The sequence below is a fragment of the Ferruginibacter sp. genome (assembly GCF_028288465.1).
In the GTDB taxonomy this organism is placed as follows: Bacteria; Bacteroidota; Bacteroidia; order Chitinophagales; family Chitinophagaceae; genus Ferruginibacter.
The window spans coordinates 15,460-38,807 of the sequence record NZ_JAQBNR010000068.1 but is presented as its reverse complement, the minus strand read 5'-3'; the positions used below and the strand labels follow the sequence as shown (position 1 = coordinate 38,807).

Here is a 23,348-nt window from a genome sequence, read left to right as displayed (position 1 = left end):
GCTCTGTTTATTGTTATTAAAAATAGGTCCTACTCGCTCTTTAAATTTTTCATTGGGTTGGCCAAAGCAGCTTTTAATGTTTGCAACACAATCAGTAAAAGTGTCATCAAACCTAATGCAATAATGGGCAACAAAAAAGGTTGTGCTGTTAAATTAATGCGGTAAGCATAATTGTTCAGCCAGCCACTCATTAAATACCAGGCGATGGGCACTGCCACACAAGCTGCAAGCACAACGATTGCCGCAAATTCTTTTATAAACAACAGCGTGATATGCGGCACAGATGCGCCCAATACTTTACGGATACTGATCTCCTTTACACGTTTGTGCACGCTCAGTGAGATTAACCCCAGCACCCCCAGCAACACAATGATGAGGGACAGAACGGTAGCAGTAAAAGCCGCTTTCTTTAATTGAATTTCATTGGCGTACAGGTTCTTCAATGTGTCATCCATAAACTGGTACTCAAAAGAACTCCCGGGCATTAGCTGCGACCATTTTTTTTGTATGGCCTCAATACTGGCCGTTGTGTTGCCGGGTTTCAGTTTAAAGGAAAGATAGCGGTGCACAACAGCCGTGTACACATTAAAAAATACAATCGGACTCATGGCGTCCTGCATGCTGAAGAAATGAAAATTACTGGTAACGCCTTTGACGGTAAATATAGTAGGATCGCCAGGAATACGCAATTGCTGGCCAATGGCTGCAGCCGGCGTTTTATACCCTAATGCGGCAACCGCTTTTTCGTTGATGACTACTTTGCCGGAGTCCTGCATACGGCTGTCAAAAAATTCACCGCTCTGCAAAGGAATCTGGTAAGTGCTGAGGTAATTTTCATCCGTCACCAGCGCCTGCATACCAATCGTTTTGGTTGAATCGCCCCCGCTTTTATACACCTGCGGTTCATTGCCATTGTTGCCGTTGGGTATTTCATAACTCAGTGTAACCGCACTTACCTGTGGCATCGCGGCAAACTCATTCCGGATCGTTTGCATTTTTTTTACACCGGCCGGGCTCCAGTCCCTCGGCACCTGCGACGCCACTACAAATTCTTTATTGTATCCTAAACTTTTGCTAAAAAAAAGTGACACCTGTTGTGAAACAATTACTGCAGCTATCAGCACAACCAATGCAATGGCGAATTGAAACCCAACGAGTGATTTGCGGAGTACAATATTTTCTTTTACCGTTTTTAATTTTCCTTTTAATGAGTTTACCGTGTTATTGGCAGATAGTACAAAAGCAGGGTAAACGCCCGCCAGCAATGCGATCAGCAATACCATCACCAACGGTACCAATACAAAATACAGGGGCAAAGAGGACAATGCCGGAATTGATTTTCCAACTATCCCCGAAAAAACCGGGCTTGCCAAAGGGTAAGCTGCCAGTGCAAATAATGTGGCCACCAGCACCAATACAAATGACTCTGTGAGAAACTGCATGATAAACTGAATACGCAAACCACCCAGTACTTTCCTGACACCAATTTCCCGCATGCGGCTGCCCGCATTGCTGATAGAAATATTGATGAAATTTACAACGGCCATCAGCAAAATAAACAGCGCAATTAATGATAAGGTGTACAACATGCGCTTCACCAAGCCATTGTCTTTTTGAAGATAATACTCAGTTAGCGCAATAGGCCGGATTGTAAGATTTGCTTTTATGCCATCAGGCGCATTGGTTTGTATCAATTGATGAATGGCTTTTTCAACACCGGCGATGGTAGCGCCTTCTTTCAGCTCTATATAAGAAGGAATCGAGTTATTACTCCAGTCTTCAAGACTGGTTCGTCCGAAAAAAGCATAGGTGTTTGTGGGGATAAAGATGGTATTGTTGTTATTACCATTCAGGTTGATGACAGAGTTTTTTGGCTGGTCTTTTAAAACGCCGGTAATAGTAAAATCACTTTTGCCGCCCGAAAAACTCTGGATGGAAATCGTTTGTCCCAAAGCTTCTTTTTGCCCGAAGTACTTGATGGCGGTTGCCTCCGTAATAACGGCCGTGTAAGGCTCTTTCAAAGCCGTAGACGGATTGCCAGCTAACAGTTCAAAGCCGTACATGGATAACATCGTACTGTCGCCCAATTGTATGCCTTCCCTGAAAGACTTGTCTCCTTTTGTTACGCCAGATGTAATGCCATCCCAGCGGTAATAATTTGCAACCAGGGATGGATAATCTTCTTTCAATCTTTTGGCAATGGGGGAAAGTGTCGTAATGGAATAATGTATGTCCTCCCCTTTCCACTCACTCTGTAAAAAGTACTGCCGCCCGGCATGATTTAATTTTTTATTTACCTGCAATTCTCCCCACACGTACGCCCCGATAAGCAAGGTGAAAGTAATACCTGCAAACAGTCCCACCACGTTTACAATGGAATAGAAACGATGTTTAAAAATGTTTCTCCAGGCTGTTTTAAAATAGTTTCTTAACATATAATTTATTTTGACTCGTATCTCTTGAGGACGTTCCCTGACGATTTCGTCTTATCTGTATGCCTTACATTATCAATTATCTACTAAAAAATTATCCGTTAACTTACTCAGCTCTCAAACTCTCGACTGGGTTATGAATGGCTATCCGGAACGTTTGCCACACAATGGTAAAGCCACCAACCAGCAGCATCGAAAAAAATCCGGTTAGCAATGTACCGGCGCCAACTGCTACATGATAAGTAAAGTTGTGTAAAAATAATTGCGCTGCGATATATCCAACCGGCACTGCTATACAACCTGCAATCACCAACAGCCAGACAAAGTCCTTTGACAGCAGCAACAGCAGCTGCATGATTTTGGCGCCCATTACTTTTCTTACACCCACTTCTTTTGTTCTGATCTCTGAACTATAGGTCACCATGCCCAACAAACCCAGACAGGCGATACAAAGTACAATGCTGCACAACAACACCATTAGTAACTGGTCGCTTCCGTGAAAATGATGAGCATACAGTGCCCTATCATACCATTCCGCGGTAAACTCCTGGTAAGGATTTAGTTGCTTCCATATTGCCGCAACAGAGGCTTTTAAATGGTCTGCATTTACAGCAGGATTTGCTTTTACCTGCAGTACCGAAAAGTAAGTTGGGGCATCCCGGATGATCATGGGAAAAATCGGAAAGAACATACTCATGGAATGAAAATCTTTTAACACACCGGCTACGCGGACTTTGCTGCTGTCGCTTAAACGTATCAATTGTCCGACGGCTGACTGTGCATTGTCAAAATGAAGCCGGGCAACCGCCTGTTCATTGATCAGCACCGAACTCCCCGCAGAATCATTTGTTGCGGGCAATATATTATTTCCCGCGACCAGCTGTAACTGCATTACTGAAATAAAATGCTCATCGGCAGAAAGTATTTCCGCTGATGAGTAAAAATCTTTTTCTATACGAAAAGCTCTTTGCTGGTTGCCTCCATTTATTCCAAGTGTGTAAGACGTGGCTGCGATTTCCTCCACGCCGGAAATTTTTTTCAGTTCATTCGCCAGTTTTTTATGATCGGTTCCGTACAATTCAATATTTAAAATATTGTTTTTAGCAAAACCATATTCAGCTGTAGCCATAAATTTTTGTTGCTGGTACATGGCCAGCATAAAGATGATACCGGTGAGTAACATGGCAAATTGTGTTACCACCAGTGCTTTGCGGATCGTAATGCCTTTCATTACCGTCAATGCTTTTTGTCCTTTTATCGCTACCGCGGGACGGATGGCTGATAATATTCTTGCCGGTATGCAGCCAGCAACAATGCCTGCTATGATTGCAAATAAAAACAACATGGAATAAAAGGCCACCGAAAGATGAGCATCTTTAAAAACATCCTGGATAACGTTCATAGGTTTCAACAACTCCAGCACCATCAAAGACAGCAACAATGCCAGCAAACAGAAGCAAACAGATTCTACAATAAACTGGGCAAACACCTGCCCCGGCCCGGCACCGATCACTTTGCGCAAACCAATTTCTTTCGACCTGGTAAGTGATCTTGCCAATGTAAGATTAACATAATTAAACCCGGCCAGTATCAGCGTGATCAACCCGATCCCTATTTCAACCAGCAGCTTGCCGTAAGTAGTTCCTGCAGGAAAATTCAAGAGGTCTTCACGGGAAGGATTGATGTCATTCAGCAATTGAGCCCTGTAACCAAAAGAACGCTGTTCATTATTTGCCGCAATGGCTGATGTAGAAATATTGGCCACTTGTCCAATGGCCTTATCCAGCTGACTTTTTACACTTCCTTGTTTTAACAACACATACGTGTAAGATGCCCATGGGTTTGTCCAGTTATTTGTTTCGGCAATGCTGGCACCGTTGTTTTCAATCGCTGTAATCGTACTGGAAGCAACCAGCAGATCAAAGACTAAATGAGATTTTTTAACTGGCGTTTCAACAATTCCTGTCACTAAAAAATCACCCCAGTCTTTATGATGCAATATCTTTCCAACGGCATTGGCGGTACCAAAAAAGCGGCTGGCTGTTTCGGCGGTAACCACGGCGGTATGCGGCGCATCGTTAAATGCACCTAGTAACAACTGAAACCCGAAGACCTTAAAAAAGGATGCATCAGCAAAAGAAGTGGATGTTTTTAATATCTTACCTGCAGCTTCAAATTCTACTTTTTTTGCGGGCACCACATGTACGACAGCCTCAATAAAAGGATAATTATTTTTTAATTGTATTGCAACCGGATAAGGTGTACTGGCGTAGGCTTCCCGTTGATTTTCTTTAAATGTTACATCCGTAATAATCCGGTAAGTACGTTCCGGCATCGGATGAAATGTATCATAGTTATACGCCTTATTGAAATCAACCAACGCAATAATGCAGATCACCATACCAGCAGCCAGGCCAACAATATTGATGAATGAAAACAACCGGTGTTTCCACAAACTCCGTAAGGCGATTTTAAAATAGTTTCTAATCATACAAATTTGTATTTCCTGTTAAAAGGCTTTGGCGATTATTACGTCACATTCTCCATTCTCCATTAAAAAATTATCCATTAATCTAGTCTGGCTTGAGACTGTCAACAGGGTTTGAAAAAGCCGCCCGCAATGATTGGGATAATACCGTCACCATACTGATCAGCAACATCATCACAACACTCATCAGCAATATACCGGCACTCACGCTGACACGGTAGGCAAAAAATTGCAGCCACATATTATTAAGATACCAGGAAAGCGGTACCGCTATTATAATGGCTATCAGCAGTAGTTGTGCATAGCCTTTGGAGAGCAGCACAATAATCTGCGGCACACTTGATCCGACCACTTTGCGGATGCTGATTTCTTTCGCCCGGGTTTCTGCCGTGTAAGTCGCCATGCCCAGTAAACCAAAGGAGGAAATAAGCACTGCCATCAAAGAAAGAAAACCTAAAATCTTTGCCACATCCACTAAAAAAGAGTGCGTCATTAATAACTGCTCATCTAAAAATGAGTACTCAAATTTTGCATTGGGGTTTACTTTTTTCCAGGTCTTTTCCAAAAAGGCGATGGTTTCAGATGTGTGATGACCGCTGACTTTTATATTGGCATAGCCAAACTCCTTGGGCCTGTTACGAAGTACCAACGCTTCTATCGGGCGTGACACATCCAGGAATTGAAAATCTTTTACCACACCGGCAATCTCTACTGTATTGCCATCTATTAAAATCTTTTGTCCAACAGCGGCGATGGGAGTTCCATAGTTGAAACGCCTCACCATAGTTTCGTTGACTATTATATATCGTTCGCCACTGGTGTCCGGCATTTCGGGAAATGTTTTACCGGCCAGTAGTTTCAGGCTCCAAACATCAATGAACTTTGCATCTACATCAAAGAAACTCACATCCATGCTGTCTTTTGACCGCTCCACTTTAAAAATGCGGGTGCCATTGTTGCTGCCGGTGGCGGGCATAAACGAACAGGCAGAAATGCCGCCAATATCCTTGTTGCCTTCAATAGCCTGCGCAAAACGCTGGTAGTTATCAAGCTTGTATAAACTAACATCAACTATATTTTTTTTATCAAAACCATAATCGAAATTTAAAATGCGTTTTGTTTGCTGGTACAATACCGCCGTGGATATAATAAAAATCAGCGACACACAAAACTGTGTAACCAGCAATACTTTTCTTAAGGTTAATCGCTTAAATAATTTTAATCCACCAAAGTTTTTCATCATCACAATGGGGTTAAATGCGGCCATGTAAATGGAAGGCAGCAGCCCGGCAATGAAACCGATCAGCACAGCAAATGCGACAAACACCAGCAACAACGGCAGGCTTTGCTGAAAGCTGATGTTGATAAATTGGTTCAACCACAAACCCGTAAAAGCAATCGCCAGCAATTTTAACATCACCACTGCCAATACAAGAGCGGCAAGTGAAACGATAATTGCTTCGCAAATAAACTGGGCGAAAACCTGCGCCCTTGTGGCACCCGCAACTTTTCTTAATCCGACTTCCTTTGCCCTCGTTAAAGCCCTTGCAACAGAGAGGTTGGTATAATTGAGGCAGGCTGAGAACATAATGATCATACCAAGAATACTCAAAATCAGGAGCATGACGACAGGCATCGATAAATGCGTTTCGTTACCTATCGGATTGCTGGGCGTAATTTCATTTAAAGCCTGGGCTTTAAAAACAAAACGGCTGCCACTCCCCTTTGGATATTGCATGGCTGCAACCTGGTTCAAATCAGCCTGCAGGTTGGCTTTGGTGTTGGTTTTTTCCAGCAATACGTATGTATAATTGGTCCAGACATTGCCCCAGTCATTTGCATCGAAGCCGAGTTTCTTTTCATTGGCAAGTGCTGGCAAAGTGCTTAAGGATGCCAGTAATTTAAAAGGCAAATGAGTTTTACCAGGCACGTTTTGCAGCACACCGGTAATGGTAAATATACCAAACGCGGTTTCTTTGTTTCCTTTTTCCGGGCCACCGGGATTAACACCTTTATCATTAAACTGTACCGCTTTACCAATCGGGTCTTCGTTGTTAAATAATTCTTTGGCGATCTCTTCTGTGATCACCAGAGAATAGGGATTTTGCAAGGCAGTTGCAGCATCGCCTTTACTCAGTTTAAAATCCATTATTTTGAACAGTTGGCCATCAGCGAAATAGCCACCGCCGGATGCCGCCTTTTCCTTGTACAACATATCACCACCGATATTTCGCACCAGGCTTGCTGTCTGCTCAATACCCGGATAATCCTGTTGTAGTTTTTTTGCCAGCGGAAAAGCAGAACTGGCTGTTTTACTATTATCGCCCCCAATACCATAAGTCAGCACCCGGTAAATGCGATCCTTATTGCCATGAAACTGATCATAACTTTTTTGATCAGCGTAGATATTAATGATGAGCAAACAAACCGACATGCTCACCGCAAGACCAACGATATTAATTAAAGAGAAGGCCTTATTTTTTGTTAAGGTTCTGATAGCTATCTTAAAATAATTTTTTATCATGGTAGTAGCCGAAAGGCGTTTAGACGTTTATCATTTTTGTTTTACCGTCGAGACGTTTTAATTTTTACTTTTTAATTTCTAGTAAATCTTCGCCCAGTAAGCTTTACCTGGCACCCCCCTTGGGGGGCAGGGGGGCTCGGTCGCTCCTACTCACTCCTCAAACTCTTCACCGGGTTCGTCAACGCCGCTTTTATACTCTGGTAACTCACCGTAAGCAAAGCAATCAGCATCGCCGAAACACCCGCCGCAACAAATACCCACCAGGGCATGTCGATGCGGAAAGCAAAATCTTTTAACCAGAAATGCATCAACGCCCACGCAACCGGAACGGCTACAACCAATGCAATTAAAACCAGCCGTAAAAAGTCAGCAGATAATAATTTCACCAGGCTTTCTGTAGTAGCGCCCAGTACTTTCCGTACGCCCATTTCTTTGGTGCGTTGTTCTGCCATGTAAGTAGCAAGGCCAAATAATCCAAGACAGGCAATCAATATAGCCACAATGGAAAGACTCAGGCCCAGCTTGCCTGTGCGCTGTTCTACCTTATACATTTCATTAAAGGAGTCATCTAAAAACTGGTAGCTGAAAGGCATAGCCGGCGACAATTTTTTCCATTCGGTTTCTATGTTAGCTACCAAACTTTTTACATCTCCAGTACTAACTTTAAACGCAGTAGCCCAGCCCGCATCACCCAAACGAAAACAAAGTGGTGCTACTGTTTGCCGCAATGATTCGTAGTGAAAATTTTTCACAATCCCGATAATGTTATAGGAAAAAAGTTGCTTTGAAAACTGTCCATCCCCATAACTATAAATCTTATTTCCAACCGGGTCTTTATATCCCAGCAATGCCGCCGTACTTTCATTAATGATGACAGCACTGGAATCTGCTCCAAAATGTTTTGAAAAATTTCTCCCCTGTATAATCTCCATCCCCATCGTTTTGATGTAGTCATAATCGATGCGCCAGGTCTGCATGTTCAACCCGCTTTTAGAATCCATCACGGCGCTCTTCGAGTAAGTTAAATCGCTTCTTGAAGAATTGGAAACAGGCAAAAACCCCGCAGCACTGGCACCGTTTACACCGGTCATTTTTGCAACTTCATTTTTAAATACTTCGCTGTTCTTGCCAAGCGAACCTGTGCCGTTAACAATCAGCAACTGGTCTTTATTAAAGCCCAGTTTTTTTGTCTGGATATAATTCAGCTGACGATATACCACCATCGTTCCAACAATCAGGATAATAGAAGTACTGAATTGAATAACAACGAGCGCATTTCTTAAACCGCTCTTTTTTACGCCAGCATTTACCTTTCCTTTTAATACTGTTATTGGCTTAAAGCCTGATAAATAAAACGCCGGGTAACCACCTGCTATTATACCAACCGCAAGCGGCAGCAATATTAAAAATGCCAGGTAACCAGGCCGCAGCAAGTCAGTAATAGCAAGGCTTTTACCGGATAACTCATTAAAATATTTCATGCAAAAAGCAGCGATCGCCAGGGCGAGTAACAAGGAAACAAAAGTCATTAAAACAGACTCGGTAAGGAATTGTCCAATCAGCGATTTCCTTTGCGTGCCCATCACTTTCCGCATGCCTACTTCCTTTGCCCTGCCAGCTGAACGGGCCGTAGAAAGATTCATAAAATTGACACAAGCCAATAGCAACACAAAAAAAGCCACGGCTGAAAAAATGTACACATACTCTATGCTGCCATTAATACCCAGCTCCGGACTGCGATCGGAATGAAGATGAATATCTGTCAGTGGCATCAGGGTATAGTCTAATTTATTGCCGGCTTTTTTAAAATCAGCCAGTGAACTAATATTCAAAAATTGACTGGCCTGTGGCAGCACATATTTCTCGGCTACCTGCGCAAAGTTTTTCTCAAATACTTTATAATCGGTACCTTCCTTCAGCACGATATAGGTCTGGTGATTACAACTTAAATAGTTGCCAAAATCGTACTGCACATTGTCCATCGAAAAAATAAAATCAAAATTAAAATGGGCGTTGTGTGGTATGTCTTTTATAACAGCCGTTACCCTGTATAAAGTGCTGTTGTTTTCATTGGTTTCAATGGTTTTACCAACAGCATCGGTGGTGCCAAAATATTTCATGGCCGTTGAAGCATTGATCACCACGGTGTTTGGCTCGTTCAACGCCGTCTTCGTATTACCGGCTACAGCTGGCAAGGTAAACACATCGAACAGCGTAGAATCTGCATGCACCACATTCGTTTCATGGATAAATTCATTGCCTTTTCTTAATAGCTTGGATCCGTTTGAATTGTAAAACCGAACATATTCTTCCACCTGTGGATAGTCTCTTTTTAACGTGGCGCCCATCGGGTCGCAGGTGGTGGCCATATGCAGGTTGGTCCCACCAAAAACAATATCCGTATTCACCCGGTAAATACGGTTTGCTTTTTCATTAAAGCGGTCATAGCTCAGTTCATCCGCCACATATAACGCAATCAAAATAAAACAAGCCAGGCCCGATGCAAGGCCGATAATATTAATGACAGAGAAGGCTTTGTTTTTCAACAAATTTCTCCAGGCTATTTTGAAATAATTTCTTATCATCTTTTAAACTTTTATTGCGTTATGTATCTTTTTTCTACAGGCTAAAAACACAGCCATGGTCATCATCGTTGTGTCACTCCCTTGTACATTTTCAGCCTTGTGGTACTCTTCTTCAATTTGCTACAGCATTTGTTTTATTTGTAATCATTTTCAAAAAAACGGAAACTCCCACGGAGTTAAATATAAAAAAACAATGTTCACATTCTACAGAGAGGTAGCTTCGATGGAGCTGAAAACTATCAGGTATTTGCAATCCCACACCTGACTTAAAAAATAGCCATCAAAAAATTGAACACCCAAAATCAGACATCAAAACATCGGACATCAGACATCTCACTCACTCCTCAAACTTTTAACCGGGTTCACTGTTGCAGCCTGGAAGCTCCTGATGCACAGTATCAGCAGCGCCATTAAAAACATAATCATCCCTCCTGCTAAAAATATCCACACACTGATATCCGTTTTATAAGCAAAGTTGTTGAGCCATTGAACAGAGCCCCACCAGGTGATGGGTACCGCAATCACAAAAGCAATGATAACAAGCCGTAAAAAATCTTTGGACAAGAGCTTGACGATTTGTGTTACGGTTGCCCCTACTGTTTTTCTTATTCCGATTTCCTTTGTACGCTGGTTGGTGATGTAAATCACCAGGCCCAGCAAACCCAGGCAACTGATAAAAATAGCAAGCCCTGTTGCCCACATCAATAAGCGGGAAATGTTTTGTTCTGCCTTATAATACTTAGCAATGTCTTCATCTAAAAAACTGTATTCAAAATCGGTTCCCGGATACACTTCTTTCCACGCAAGTTCCATTTTGCTGATGGCTTTTTTCCAGTCGCCGGGAGCCGTTTGCGGGTACAGGGCAATATTTAAAGTGCGCTGCCATCCCGGATTGCAAGCTAAAACAAGTGGCTTAACGGGTTCACGTAAAGACTGCTGGTTAAAATCCCCTACTACCCCGGCAACGGGTATCTTTTTATTGCTCCATTCAATCTCTTTTCCAATGGCATCTGCCGGGTTTTGAAAGCCAAGTATGTGCAGGTAAGTTTCGTTGATCAAAAATGCATTCACCGAATCTGAATATGGATAGTTAGTACCTGCCAATAATTTCAAATGGTAAAGATGCAGGTAAGCAGTATCTGCAAATTTTTGCTGCACGTCCGTCTCTATTTCTTTTTTGCCATCTTTATATTTCATGGTGCCACTCCAGGTACTGTTTGATGAGGGCGGGTTGGTGCTTATACTGATGCCTGCCACAGCAGGTATAGCTTTTATCTTTTCGGACAGTACATATTTTTTTTGTTTCGAAGTATCATAAAAATTTGTTTGTGTAAGTACCATGGATTCTTTTTTAAAACCCATGTCCTTGGTCAATGAAAATTGTATTTGTTTACTTACCAGTATGGTAGCGATAATAAACACCTGAGCAATTACGAATTGAGATACCGTTAATGATTTGCGTAACCAGGCATTGCGTGACCTTCCTTTGCCTGTATTCGACTGGTTCTTTAATACCAGCACCGGCTGATAAGCCGATAATACCATGGCCGGATAAAAGCCCGACAAAATACTTACAGCAGGTATCAGCAGCAGTAAAAAAATGATGATGCCCGGTTGTGCTGATACATCAAAATGTAAACCCGGGGGAATAAAATCAGCAAATACTTTTAACAGCAACGGCGCAATGATGATGGATAAAATGGTGGCGACAAATGTCAGCAAAAAAGTCTCGCTTAAAAACTGCCACACCAATTGTTTTTTTGAACTGCCCATTGTTTTACGTACACCAATCTCCTTTGCTCTTTGCGAAGCCTGTGCGGTGGTAAGATTTATAAAGTTGATACAAGCCAGCAGCAATAAAAAGGCTGCAACTGCCAGCAAACCATACAAGGTTGGTTTATTGCTGAGTGGCAGATCATATCCGCCATAGTCTGCATTGTAATGCAGGTCGCTTAGAGGTTGCAGTGCATGACTGGTAATGCTATGATCATTGGGATCTTTCTTATGGTATTTTTCGTACAGTGTTTTAACACGGCTTTCTACCTGCGCCCTGGTTGAACCGGCAGATAATTTTACCAGCAATTGTGATGAACCACTGGTGTTGTTCCACTCAGCCCAGTCAAATGGTTTAAGACTTGTTTTTTCAAGCGTAGCCCTTGATATAAATACGTTGAAATTAAAATCGGTATTGTAAGTAAGGTCTTTCACCACACCCGTTACAGTGGTAAGCACCGTGTCATTAAAATACAATTCCCTTCCTACAATCTTGTCGGGTGTTAGTTGAGGAAAATACAAGGCTGCGGCGGAGGTTGTAAGTACCACCTGTGATGGCGCCTGTAAAGATGTATTGGCAGTACCTGCAACCCATGTATAATCGATCAGGTTAAAATAGCCTGAATCTGCGAACACAATATTTTTTTGTTTTTTAAATACAACAGGTTCCTGTTTACCGGCTACGGGCACACTTATCTTGGCAGCATCATCCATGGTATTAAAAGGTGCTGCCTTATCAATACCCGTCAGTTCTTTTCTCACGGCGTCTCCCATCGGTATGGGCACACCCGAATTATGATAGGCTTCCCCGGAAAAAGAAAAATTACTCACCACCCTGTAAATGCGGTCGCCATCTTTGACCGATGTATTAAAACTATAATCGTAATCAACGATCAAAAAAATAACCAATGACGCACTGATTCCGATTGCAAGGCCAACAATATTGATCGCCGAAAAAACTTTGTTTTTGCGAAAACTTCTCCAGGCTGTTTTGAAATGGTTTTTTATCATTGTTTGACTGTTAAGGCGTTTGTATTTTTATTTTTTTTCCGGTAAAGTGTTAAGTTTTTTAATCTTGGAAAACCGCCTACCTCCTATGGTAGCAGCTTGCTAATTCGTAGCTCTTTTTAAATCACCTATGCGCTAAACGATCGAATTGTTAAGCTCTTCAAAAGTCCCCTGGCGGATTTAGGGAGCTTCTTTTTACTCACTCTTCAAACTCTTCACCGGGTTCATCACTGCCGCTTTAATGCTTTGATAACTGACCGTTAGTAAAGTAATCAGCAATGCGCCCAGACAAACCAACACAAAAATCCACCCGGAAATACCGGTTTTATACTCATATGTTTTCAGCCAGTTGTGCATGCTGTACCAGGCGATGGGTGTAGCAATTAAAAAAGAAATAAATACCAGCATCACAAAATCTTTTGAAAGCAATTGCCACAGATTAAATACAGAGGCGCCATTTACTTTGCGTACGCCAATTTCTTTGGTGCGCTGCTCTGCGGTAAAAGAAGCCAGTCCGAAAATACCAAGGCAGGAAATGAAAGTCGCTAAGATGGCAAAGCAGCTGGCCAGTGTACCGATGCGTTTTTCATCACCAAATTTCCGGGCGTAATCATCGTTGGTAAACTGGTATCCAAAAGGCTGATCGGGATTGTATGTTTTAAAAACCTTTTCAATTTTTGCAAGTGCCGCTGCTGTACTGGTAGCGGGATTGATACGGATATTGATAACAGACTGCGGATCGTTGTTGGTAACAAAAACCGTCCGGAATACCGGCTCATAGGGCGATTGCATTACCATATCTTTTACAACGCCTACTACATGATACGCTTTGCCATCCCAGTTGATGACTTCATCTACAGGATGTTGCAGCCCCATAAATTTAACAGCCGTTTCGTTGAGTATAATTCCGAAAGAATCCGTCTTAAATTCTTTTGAAAAATCCCGTCCTTCTTTAATATGCCAGCCAATCGTTTTACCAAAATCAGGCGACACATATACTACGCCAAAATCCCCCTGAACGGAAGGTGGCTTTCCTTTCCAGTCAAATCCATTGTCCTGTTCATCAACATAAGTAGTTGCACTGGAAGCTTCTGAAATTTCCGATACAGCACCGGAGCTTTTCAATTCGTCGCTTACCGCATCAAAGTGTTTGTGAATATTTTCAGTGCGCAGGTAAATGCTTAGCAAGCCGTCCCGGCTGTAACCTACAGGACGGTTTCTTGCATATTGTATTTGGTTAAAAACAACGATGGTACCAATGATGAGCACAACCGAAACCGTGAACTGCAGTACCACCAGTACTTTTCGGGGAACTGCAGCAAAACGGCCCACCTGGAAAGTACCTTTTAAAATTTTTACCGGCTTAAAAGAGGATAAGTACAAAGCCGGATAACTGCCGGCCATAAAACCGGTGATCAACACAAAGGCAACACCCAGCAACCAGAACAAGGGGTTGCTCCAGAGGATGGCCACTTTCTTATCTGCTATCTCATTAAAAAATGGCAACACAAGTTGCACAATCAACAGGGCAAATATGAAAGCCAGTGATGTGACCAGCAATGATTCTGCAAAAAATTGCCCTATCAGCTGCCCGCGCTGCGAGCCTATTGCTTTTCTTATACCCACCTCCTTGGCTCTCTTTTGAGAACGTGCCGTGCTGAGGTTCATAAAGTTGATGCAGGCCAGCAGCAGCACAAAAAATCCGATGATGGCGAACAACCAGACAAATTGCATTCTTCCGCCAGACTGGATGCCATTTTTAAATTCAGAATACAAATGCCATTTACTCATGGGATGCAGAAATACCTCGGGTTTAAATTCGGCATCTGCTTTGGACACCCTTCTTAATTTCAGGTCTTTTATTTGCGTTGAAACCTTGTCCAGGTCTGCATGATCGGCCAGTTGCACAAAAGCCTGGAAGGAATTATTGCGCCAGGGATTGGTCGCTTTCTCCGACCAATAATTATCGTCAATATACAACTGCCAGGGCGCTATAAAAGTGAGGTTGCTGAAGTCAGAGTTATAAGGAAGGTCTTCATACACACCAGTCACTTTTACATCAAACTTGCTGTCAAGTTTTATTATTTTATCAACAGGATCAACCGTACCAAACAACGCTTTAGCGGTTGATGCAGACAGAATAACTGAATGAATATCCTTTAAAGCAGTACGTGTACCGCTAAGCATTTTCAACGACAACATCTCCGTAATCTGCGGTTCTAAAAAATTGCCGCTTTTGGTTATTTTCTGTTCACCAAAAGCAAGGATATGGTTATTGGTCCACGTGGCCATGGAGACATACTTAAAATTATCACCGTAATTTTTTTTGAGTTCTTCCCCGGTTAAATACGGCAGGGAAGTTTGCGTGCCCACATCACCGTTGAAGGTTTGGTGCTGCATCACTTTCGCAAGGCTGTTATAATTGTCGAAATTTTTATTAAAGGTCACTTCATCCCAAACCCACAAGCCAATCAGGATGGCAACGCTCATACCCACCGCAAGCCCGCTGATGTTAATGAAAGAGTAGCCCTTGTTTTTTAACAAGCTCCTCCAGGCAGTTTTAAAAAAGTTTTGTATCATGATCAGCCGTTTATTTTTTGCCGTTAAAGCGTTAAGACGTTTTTTGCTTTTTTGTTGGACTTCCTATTTACAGTACAGAATCGCTGATTAAACTGATCAGAGCTGATTTTTTGGGATAACAAAAATGCCTTTAAAAAAATCCTGCCTTAATCAGTATTAATCCATATAGTCAGTGTACCTATTCAAAATAAATCCATCCTGATCCATTTAATTCCGTGTCATCAGCGTTCCAATCATTCACTCTTCAAACTCCTCACCGGGTTCATCAATGCAGCCCGTACGCTTTGAAAACTAATGGTAGCTGCAGCCAGTAGAATCATGGACAGGCCTGATAACATAAACACCTGCCAGCTCACCGATATCCTGTATGGAAATTGCTGCAGCCATTGGTTGTTGACGTACCAGGCAATGGGAGCCGCAATAATAAATGCTACCAATACCAGTTGTATAAAATTGGCAGATAATAAAGTGACCACACTCTGCACGCTTGCTCCCAATACTTTGCGGATGCCGACTTCTTTTGTTCTTTTTTCTGTTGATAAAATAGATAACCCAAACAAACCGATACAACTGATAAAAATGGAGAGCAGGGCCGCCCACGTAATGATTTGCTTCCATTTTGCTTCTCCCTTGTAGTAGTCTTTATTCCTGGAATCCATAAAGACATAACTGTACGGCTGAAACGGAAACACTTTTTTAAAAACGGATGCGATGGTTTGCATCGCATCCGGAATATTATTGGGAGTCAGTTTTACAAGCAACTGCCCGAAACCAAAATGCGGATCGGCAACAAAAAGCAAAGGCATTATTTTATTTTGCAGTGCTTCAAAATGATAGTCTTTTACCACCCCCACCACGGTTACTTTCCTGTTAGCCCAGAAAAAATCTACCTGCTTGCCGATCGGATCGGTCCATCCCGCCTGCTTTGCAAAAGTTTCATTGATCACAACAGATTGTGTTGAATCGCCGGAAAATCCATTCAATAAATTTCTTCCTTTTACCAGCGGAATCTGCAGAGCGCTTAGATAATTTTCGTCCATGCGTTTGTAGGCAAAGCTCATTTCTTTACCATCCACTTTTCCGCTGGTAATATTGCCATGTCCATCGCTGGCTGCAACCATTTGTATGGATGGTTCTTTTGCCAGTTCGGCTTTTAACAACGCCACTTTTTTTTGATCGGCTCCCCGGCCTAAATCCAGCAAAGCCGTGTTGGCATCATTATAACCAAGATCGGTATGGGTTAAAAAATTAAACTGGGCATACATGAGTACCGTAGTGATGATAAGAAAGGTAGCCAGTGAAAACTGAAAGATGACCAATCCTTTGGTAAGGTAATTTTTGCCATGGAATTTTTGCCGGTTATAGATGGTTTGTAATGGATTAAAACCAGACAACACAAGAGCTGGATAAAACCCTGCAATAAATCCTGTCACCAAAAATAACAATACATAGGTCAGTAACAAGGGTGCATCCAAGAGCGTGAAAAAACTAAGTTGTTTGTTAGCCAGTTGATTGAATACCGGCAGTATCAATATGGTTAAACCAACAGCCGCAACAAAAGCAATCAGGCTTAGCAAAAATGATTCTCCTAAAAATTGTTTAATGAGCTGTTTACGCTGACCGCCCATTACTTTGCGTACGCCAATTTCCTTGGCCCTTTGAATAGAATGCGCCAGTTTAAGATTGATAAAATTGATACAGGCAATCAGCAAAATAAAAATGGCAATGCCTGTAAGGATATAAGCGTAGATGGGTTTGCTGGCGTTTTTAAAATCGCCCTGGCCGTATTCCGTGTCCAGGTGCATGGCAGTAAAAGGTTGCAGGCCAAAATGAATTTCATCTTTAAAGCCATTTTGTTCCCTTGCATTTTTTAATTCATCTTTTGCATTGGCGAAAAAAATACCTGAAAATTTAGAAGCCACTTTTTCGGGGTTTGCATTTTCTGCCAATAAAACGTAGGTACTCATGTAAAAGCCGATCCACTCCGTGCTTTTATCGGTAAAAGGCGTCACCACATCAAATTGTATAGAAGAATTCTGGGGCGGATTTTTTGCTACCGCTGTTATTTTCTTCGGCGCAAATTCACCGCGATTGCCAACTTCTACCGTTTTACCGATTACATTGGTTGTGCCGAAATATTTGATGGCGGCATCTTCTGTCAACACTACTGCTTCCGGATCTTTTAACGCCGTTGCTGGGTCACCCGCCAGCAGGGGAAATGAAAAAACAGCAAAGAAATTACTATCTGCGTTCAGTACTTCCTGCCCAATAACCTCTGTGCCTTTTTTTATATTGGCGTAATCATTTTGCAAACGGACAAAGGCTTTTATCTCCGGTAATGCTTCCTTAAAGGCAGGTCCAACCGGGCTGTTGGTGAGCGACAATTTGCGGTTCTCTTTCTCGTCTTTAATTGCAGTAACCACCCGGTGCAGCTGGTTTTTATTTGTATGAAACTGGTCAAAGCTGGCCTCATCCTTATTGTACAATACAATCAGCATACAACAGGTTAACCCCAGTGCCAGCCCGGCAATATTGATGGTGCTGTACAATTTACTCTTCCATAAATTGCGATACATAATTTTAAAATAGTGCTGCAGCATAGTGTATATATATTTATAGATTCGCCGATTTAGCTGATAAGGGCTGATTTTAACGGATAATAAAAAAGAGTTCAATTAATAATCCGCCGTGATCCGTTTTAATCCGCTGCATCCGTATTCCTATCCAAAAAAATCCGCTCCTATCTGCCTATATCCGCGTCATCCGCGTTCCCATCACTCCGCTTTTAAACTTTTTACCGGGTTCATCAGCGCTGCCTTTAACGCCTGGAAACTTACGGTGGCAGCTGCTATCAGCATCGCTGCTACACCCGCAATTAAAAATATCTGCCAGTGAATGCTGATGCGGTAAGCGTATTGTTTCAGCCAGTTATTCATTACAAACCAGGCCACCGGGAAAGCAACCAGGCAGGAAAAACCTACCAGTTTTAAAAAATCTTTAGACAGTAAACCTGCCAGGCCGCTTGCAGATGCACCAAGCACTTTACGTACGCCAATTTCTTTTGTGCGGCGTTCGGCGGTATAGGCTGCCAGGCCAAATAAACCAAGACAGGAAATAAGAATGGCCAGTGATGCAAACACCTGCGACAGTTTACTGATCAGCATTTCACTCATAAACATTTCGTTGAACTGATCATCTACAAATTTGTATTCGAAAGGATAAGCAGGATTGTCTTTTTTCATCACCGTTTCCATTTTGGCTAACAACTGCTCAGGATTGCCGGACGGTTTTGTACGCACGTACATCAGTGTGGTGAATTTTGGTATACAATAAAATATCACGGGCGACGACTTGCCGTACATATTGCCGTACACATAATCATTTACAACACCGGTGACATTTAAATGAAAATATTCATTTTCTTTCTGCCCCGGCAGTTGCATTGTTTTGCCGATGGCACTGCCATTGCCCAATATTTTTTCCATGGATTGGGTGATGATCACATTGAAAACCTGGTTAGAATCTTTAGGTTTAAAGTTATCACCCATCTCCACGATATCCGTTTCCTGGAAATCTCTGCCGGATGCAATTTGCAATCCAGCAGTGGAAATAAATTCAGGACTCACCACACGTTGGGATATTAATATGTTGCTGGTAGGCGCTTTGCCCGGCCACTCAACAGCCGTGGTATTATTGCCGTCGTAAATGGTTTCATGATCCGTGACCGCTACATTTTCTGCAATGCCTGCACTCATCAGATCCTGTTTGATAACGCTGTAATTTTTAAGCATATCACCCTGCAGGTTCATCTGCACCAGGTTGTTTTTATTGAAGCCGAGGTTACGGCTTTTTACATGCTGTATCTGCTGATAAATAACAACCGTACCAATGATCAGTACGATGGAAACAGTAAACTGCGCAATTACCAAACCTTTGCGGATATAGGCTGCACTGCCAGTTTTCAATTTCAAACCTTTTAATACAAATATGGGGTTAAAGGAGGATAAATAAAACGAAGGATAACTGCCCGCAACAAAGCCGCAGACTAGAATCAGCGCAACAATTGAAATAATATGCATTGGGTTGTTTAATCCCGGTGTTAGCTGTTTTTGTACCAGTGAATTGAAAGCCGGCAACAAAAGTATCATAATAACAATGGCAGCTATCGCTGCAAGAAAGGCCATCAAAAATGCTTCGCTGATAAACTGGATAACAAGCCTTTTTTTACCTGCACCCATTACTTTTCTTACGCCCACTTCCCTTGCTCTTTTTTCACTGCGGGCAGTGGCCAGGTTCATAAAATTAATACAGGCTATCAACAGGATGATCCAGGCAATGGTGGAGAAAAGCCGAACATACACGATACGGCCATTGCCACTTTGTTTGCCGTTATCAAAATCATCATACAGGTGCCAGTCGTTCATACTAAATAGAAAAGCGTGTGACGTCGCCGTAGTGGTTCCCTGCTTTTGCTGGAGGTAATTGTACAACTGTTTATTTACTGAAGCCAGGTCAGCGCCATGTTTTAATTCAACATAACTGCTTACGCAGGAGTTACCCCATTTTTGCGCCCAGGGTGATTGCTTATAATACACTTCAAATGGCGCCACCCACTCAAACTGCAAGGTGGAATTTGGAGGCAGGTCTTTTAAAATACCTGTCACAACATAATCCTGTTTGTTGTCAATTTTAACGGTTTTGCCAAGTACATTTTTGTCATCACCAAAAAATTTTGTCGCCGTTTTCTCCGTTAAAACAATTGAATACAGCTGGTTGAAAGCTACAGCAGCATTACCTTGCACAAATGGCAATGTAAACATGCTGAACAAAGATGGATCCGCATATTTACCGGAGGCATACATCGCTTTATCACCCATCTTAAACAATAAAGAAGTCTGATCTTCAGTTACCCGGCAGGTGTTTTCGATACCAGTTATATCCGCCTGCATGGCGGGTGCCATTACGCCCGGCGTTGACCCGAACGTTGCTGTATACGTATCATATTTTTGATTGACTTTGGTGAAATAGATACGGTCTTTTTTCAGATTGAACTTGTCATAATTCACTTCATCTTCTACCCATAAAAAAATAAGCCCGGCACATACCATGCCTACAGACAAGCCCAGGATATTAAGGGAATTGTAGACTTTGTTATTTAAAAAACTTCTCCAGGCTATTTTGAAATAATTGTAAATCATGCGGTGGGTGTTTTGGCGTCTGCCAGCCGTACGGGCAGGTTTTGACGTTTTTACAATTGTTACAACAGCCATGCCACGCTAAAACCCTTTACCGCAAAGGGTTACAGACAGCTCCTAAAATAAAGTGTACGAAAACGGACAACCGGTGTCTGATTTCGTACATAGAATTATTGTTTAGATGGCGGCATTGGGAAGTACTGTTTCAACAATCACGCAGCTGATTACATGCAATATTTTTTATTCTGATTGTAAACTTTTTATCGGACTAGTGATAGCCGCCCTGATGGCCTGGAAGCCGACGGTAATTAAGGCAATAATAATGGCCAATCCACCAGCCAGTGCAAACATCCACCAATCTAATGCTGTGTGATAGGTGATATTGGAAAGCAGCATACGTACCAGCCATATACCGACAGGAATTGTGATTGCAATTGCGATAAAAACAGGTTTTAAAAAATCACCGGAGAGTAACAGCCAGACCGTTTTGGCACTTGCTCCAAACACTTTGCGGATGGACATTTCTTTGCCACGGCGTTCAGCAAGAAAAGAAGAGAAGCCAAACAGTCCCAGGCAAGCGATAAAGATGGCCATCGACCCAAACAGCGTTGCCAGTGCACCGATGGAGCTCCATTTATCAAAACGTTCGTTATAATCTGCTTTAGTAAAAGAATATTCAAACGGGTATTCGGGAGCAATCTTTTTCGAGGCTTTTTCTATTTGAGCTACCGTTTGCCGCCACTGGTCATTGTTAGTGATGCGTACAAAAAAATGCGACAAGCCGCCTGTTTGTAAAGAAATCTTCATGGGTGCGATAATGCCGGAGGGATTGTTGTAAACAAAATCCTTAAATACACCTACTATGGTAGTGTTGTCTAATTTTGTTCCAACAACGGGTGTCTTTAATCCCATCTTTTTTACTGCAGCTTCGTTGATGATGCAGGCTGTTGTGTCAGTGGTAAATAATGGGCTGAAGTCACGGCCCTCAAGCATTGTAATGCCCATTGTTTTAGTCCAGTCATACTGAACTGAAGATACAATGATAGAAATTTCCTGCCCCGGAATTTTGCCCGGGTAATTGATGCCTGTAACGGCACCGCCGAAGTTGAGAATATTATCTGAACCCGCTGTTACGCTTTTAACGCCCGGGATTTCAGCCAGTTCATTTTTAAAAATACCAAACTTATTTGCCAGGCCCGCGTTGGCCGAAATGTCAATTAAATTTTCCTGGTCGTACCCAAGCGGACGGTTTTTTACGTAGTTGATTTGTTTATAAATTACAATAGTTGCGATAATAAAAAAGATAGAGATCACAAACTGCACCGTAACCAGTGTTTTGCGCAACCCCGCGCTGCTGCGGCCTTCCGCAAACCGGCCTTTCAAAACTTTGATTGCCTTAAAACGGCTCATGATAAAGGAAGGATAGCTGCCAGAAACAAGACCCGTAAACAAACTGATCGCAACCATCAGCGACCATACTTTCCAGTCGCTGAAATTAAACTCAATATTTTTTTCGGTGAATTGATTAAAAGAAGGCAATACCAGTTCAACAATAAAAATAGCGAGTACCAAGGCCAGCAAGGTCATCAATATGGCTTCGGTCAAAAATTGAAAAGCGATCAGCTTACGTGACACACCCAATACTTTGCGCACACCTACTTCCCGGGAGCGTTGCTCAGACCGTGCAGTGGCAATATTCATAAAATTGATACATGCCAGTAACAACACAAATACTCCAAGGGCGATCAGTAAAACTACCACTTCAATGCCGCCGCCATCCGGCTTTCCGTTGTTAAAACTGCGGTGCAATCTCAGCTTGCTGAGCGGATAGACGAACAGGGAAACAGTAGTGTCGCTGGAGCGTTGCTGCAACAGCCTTGTTAGTTTTGCATTTACGGAAGCGATGTTTTGAGCCGGCTTCAACTGCACCCAGGTCTGGAATGCGGTTATCATCCCATTTGTTTAACCACTCGTTGGAAAGAGCGTAAAAACTAAAAGGAAATACCATGTCAAACTGCAGCGTACTGTTTGTTGGGATGTCTTTAATAACCGCCCCAACCCTGAAGGTATTTTTTACATCCGCCACAATGATTTTGCCCATTGGATTTTCATCACCAAAGAATTTTTTAGCGGTATGCTCAGTGATTACAACCGTATTGGGATCCTGCAAGGCTGTAACGGGATTTCCCTGAACTGCAGGAAAACTCATGATATTAAAAATGTCAGGCTCTGCATACATTCCAGATTCATAGATGGTCTTATCTCCCGCCTTCATGATCTGGTTACCGAAGAAACTTACCCTTGCCGCATATTTAGTTTCCGGCAGTTCGTCCCTGAAAGTGGCAGCCATTGGTCCTGCGGTACTGCTGCCCGTTGAAATGCCATCCATCTCTTTCTGATTCTTCATCAGTAAATAAATATCATCAAAATGAGCGTTGAATTTATCGTAACTGAATTCTTTTAGAACAACCAGCATAATGATGATGCTGGTAGCAAGGCCAAGCGCCAAACCAGTAATATTAATTACAGACGATACTTTGTTTTTTAAAAGGCTGCGCCAGGCGATTTTCAAATAATTTTTTATCATAGAATGATATTTAAGTCGTTTGCCCCCATGCCCTAAAGGGGGGTAATTTGAATATTTCAGTACGGTTGTAGTCGCTGCATTTTTAATTATCCATTATCCAGCTGCCAGCCGCACAGGCAGGTCAAGACGTTTTCATTTGTTATTATTTTTTTACTCTTCAACGCTCTCAACCAACA

General features: G+C 42.4%; 10 protein-coding genes. All 10 read right to left on the bottom strand.

Annotation, left to right across the window (positions count from 1 at the left end):
* Positions 1-29: 29 nt before the first annotated feature.
* Entirely contained in the window at positions 30-2,435 is a 2,406-nt protein-coding gene (locus JWR61_RS25185; protein WP_301930429.1) for an ABC transporter permease, read from the bottom strand.
* Between the two features lie 103 nt (positions 2,436-2,538).
* Positions 2,539-4,923: an ABC transporter permease gene (locus JWR61_RS25180; RefSeq protein WP_301930428.1), complete on the bottom strand. Its 2,385-nt coding sequence runs from the start codon at positions 4,921-4,923 to the stop codon at positions 2,539-2,541.
* A gap of 82 nt (positions 4,924-5,005) precedes the next feature.
* Positions 5,006-7,444 (bottom strand): ABC transporter permease, encoded by a 2,439-nt coding sequence (locus tag JWR61_RS25175; protein WP_301930427.1) that lies wholly within the window; start codon positions 7,442-7,444, stop codon positions 5,006-5,008.
* Between the two features lie 146 nt (positions 7,445-7,590).
* On the bottom strand, positions 7,591-10,029 hold the full coding sequence (locus JWR61_RS25170; protein WP_301930426.1) for an ABC transporter permease: 2,439 nt from the start codon (positions 10,027-10,029) through the stop codon (positions 7,591-7,593).
* A gap of 333 nt (positions 10,030-10,362) precedes the next feature.
* On the bottom strand, positions 10,363-12,813 hold the full coding sequence (locus JWR61_RS25165; protein WP_301930425.1) for an FtsX-like permease family protein: 2,451 nt from the start codon (positions 12,811-12,813) through the stop codon (positions 10,363-10,365).
* A gap of 192 nt (positions 12,814-13,005) precedes the next feature.
* Positions 13,006-15,390, bottom strand: coding sequence for an ABC transporter permease (locus JWR61_RS25160; protein ID WP_301930424.1), 2,385 nt, complete (start codon positions 15,388-15,390; stop codon positions 13,006-13,008).
* Positions 15,391-15,623: 233 nt separating this feature from the next.
* Complete coding sequence (locus JWR61_RS25155; protein WP_301930423.1) at positions 15,624-17,966, bottom strand: ABC transporter permease; 2,343 nt, start codon at positions 17,964-17,966, stop codon at positions 15,624-15,626.
* Positions 17,967-18,164: 198 nt separating this feature from the next.
* Positions 18,165-20,588 carry an ABC transporter permease gene (locus JWR61_RS25150; protein ID WP_301930422.1) on the bottom strand — a complete coding sequence of 808 codons (2,424 nt, stop codon included), beginning with the start codon at positions 20,586-20,588 and terminating at the stop codon, positions 18,165-18,167.
* Positions 20,589-20,825: 237 nt separating this feature from the next.
* Positions 20,826-22,346 (bottom strand): FtsX-like permease family protein, encoded by a 1,521-nt coding sequence (locus JWR61_RS25145; protein WP_367881825.1) that lies wholly within the window; start codon positions 22,344-22,346, stop codon positions 20,826-20,828.
* A gap of 31 nt (positions 22,347-22,377) precedes the next feature.
* Positions 22,378-23,172, bottom strand: a complete 795-nt coding sequence (locus JWR61_RS25140; RefSeq protein WP_301930421.1) for an ABC transporter permease — start codon at positions 23,170-23,172, stop codon at positions 22,378-22,380.
* Between the last annotated feature and the right edge of the window lie 176 nt (positions 23,173-23,348).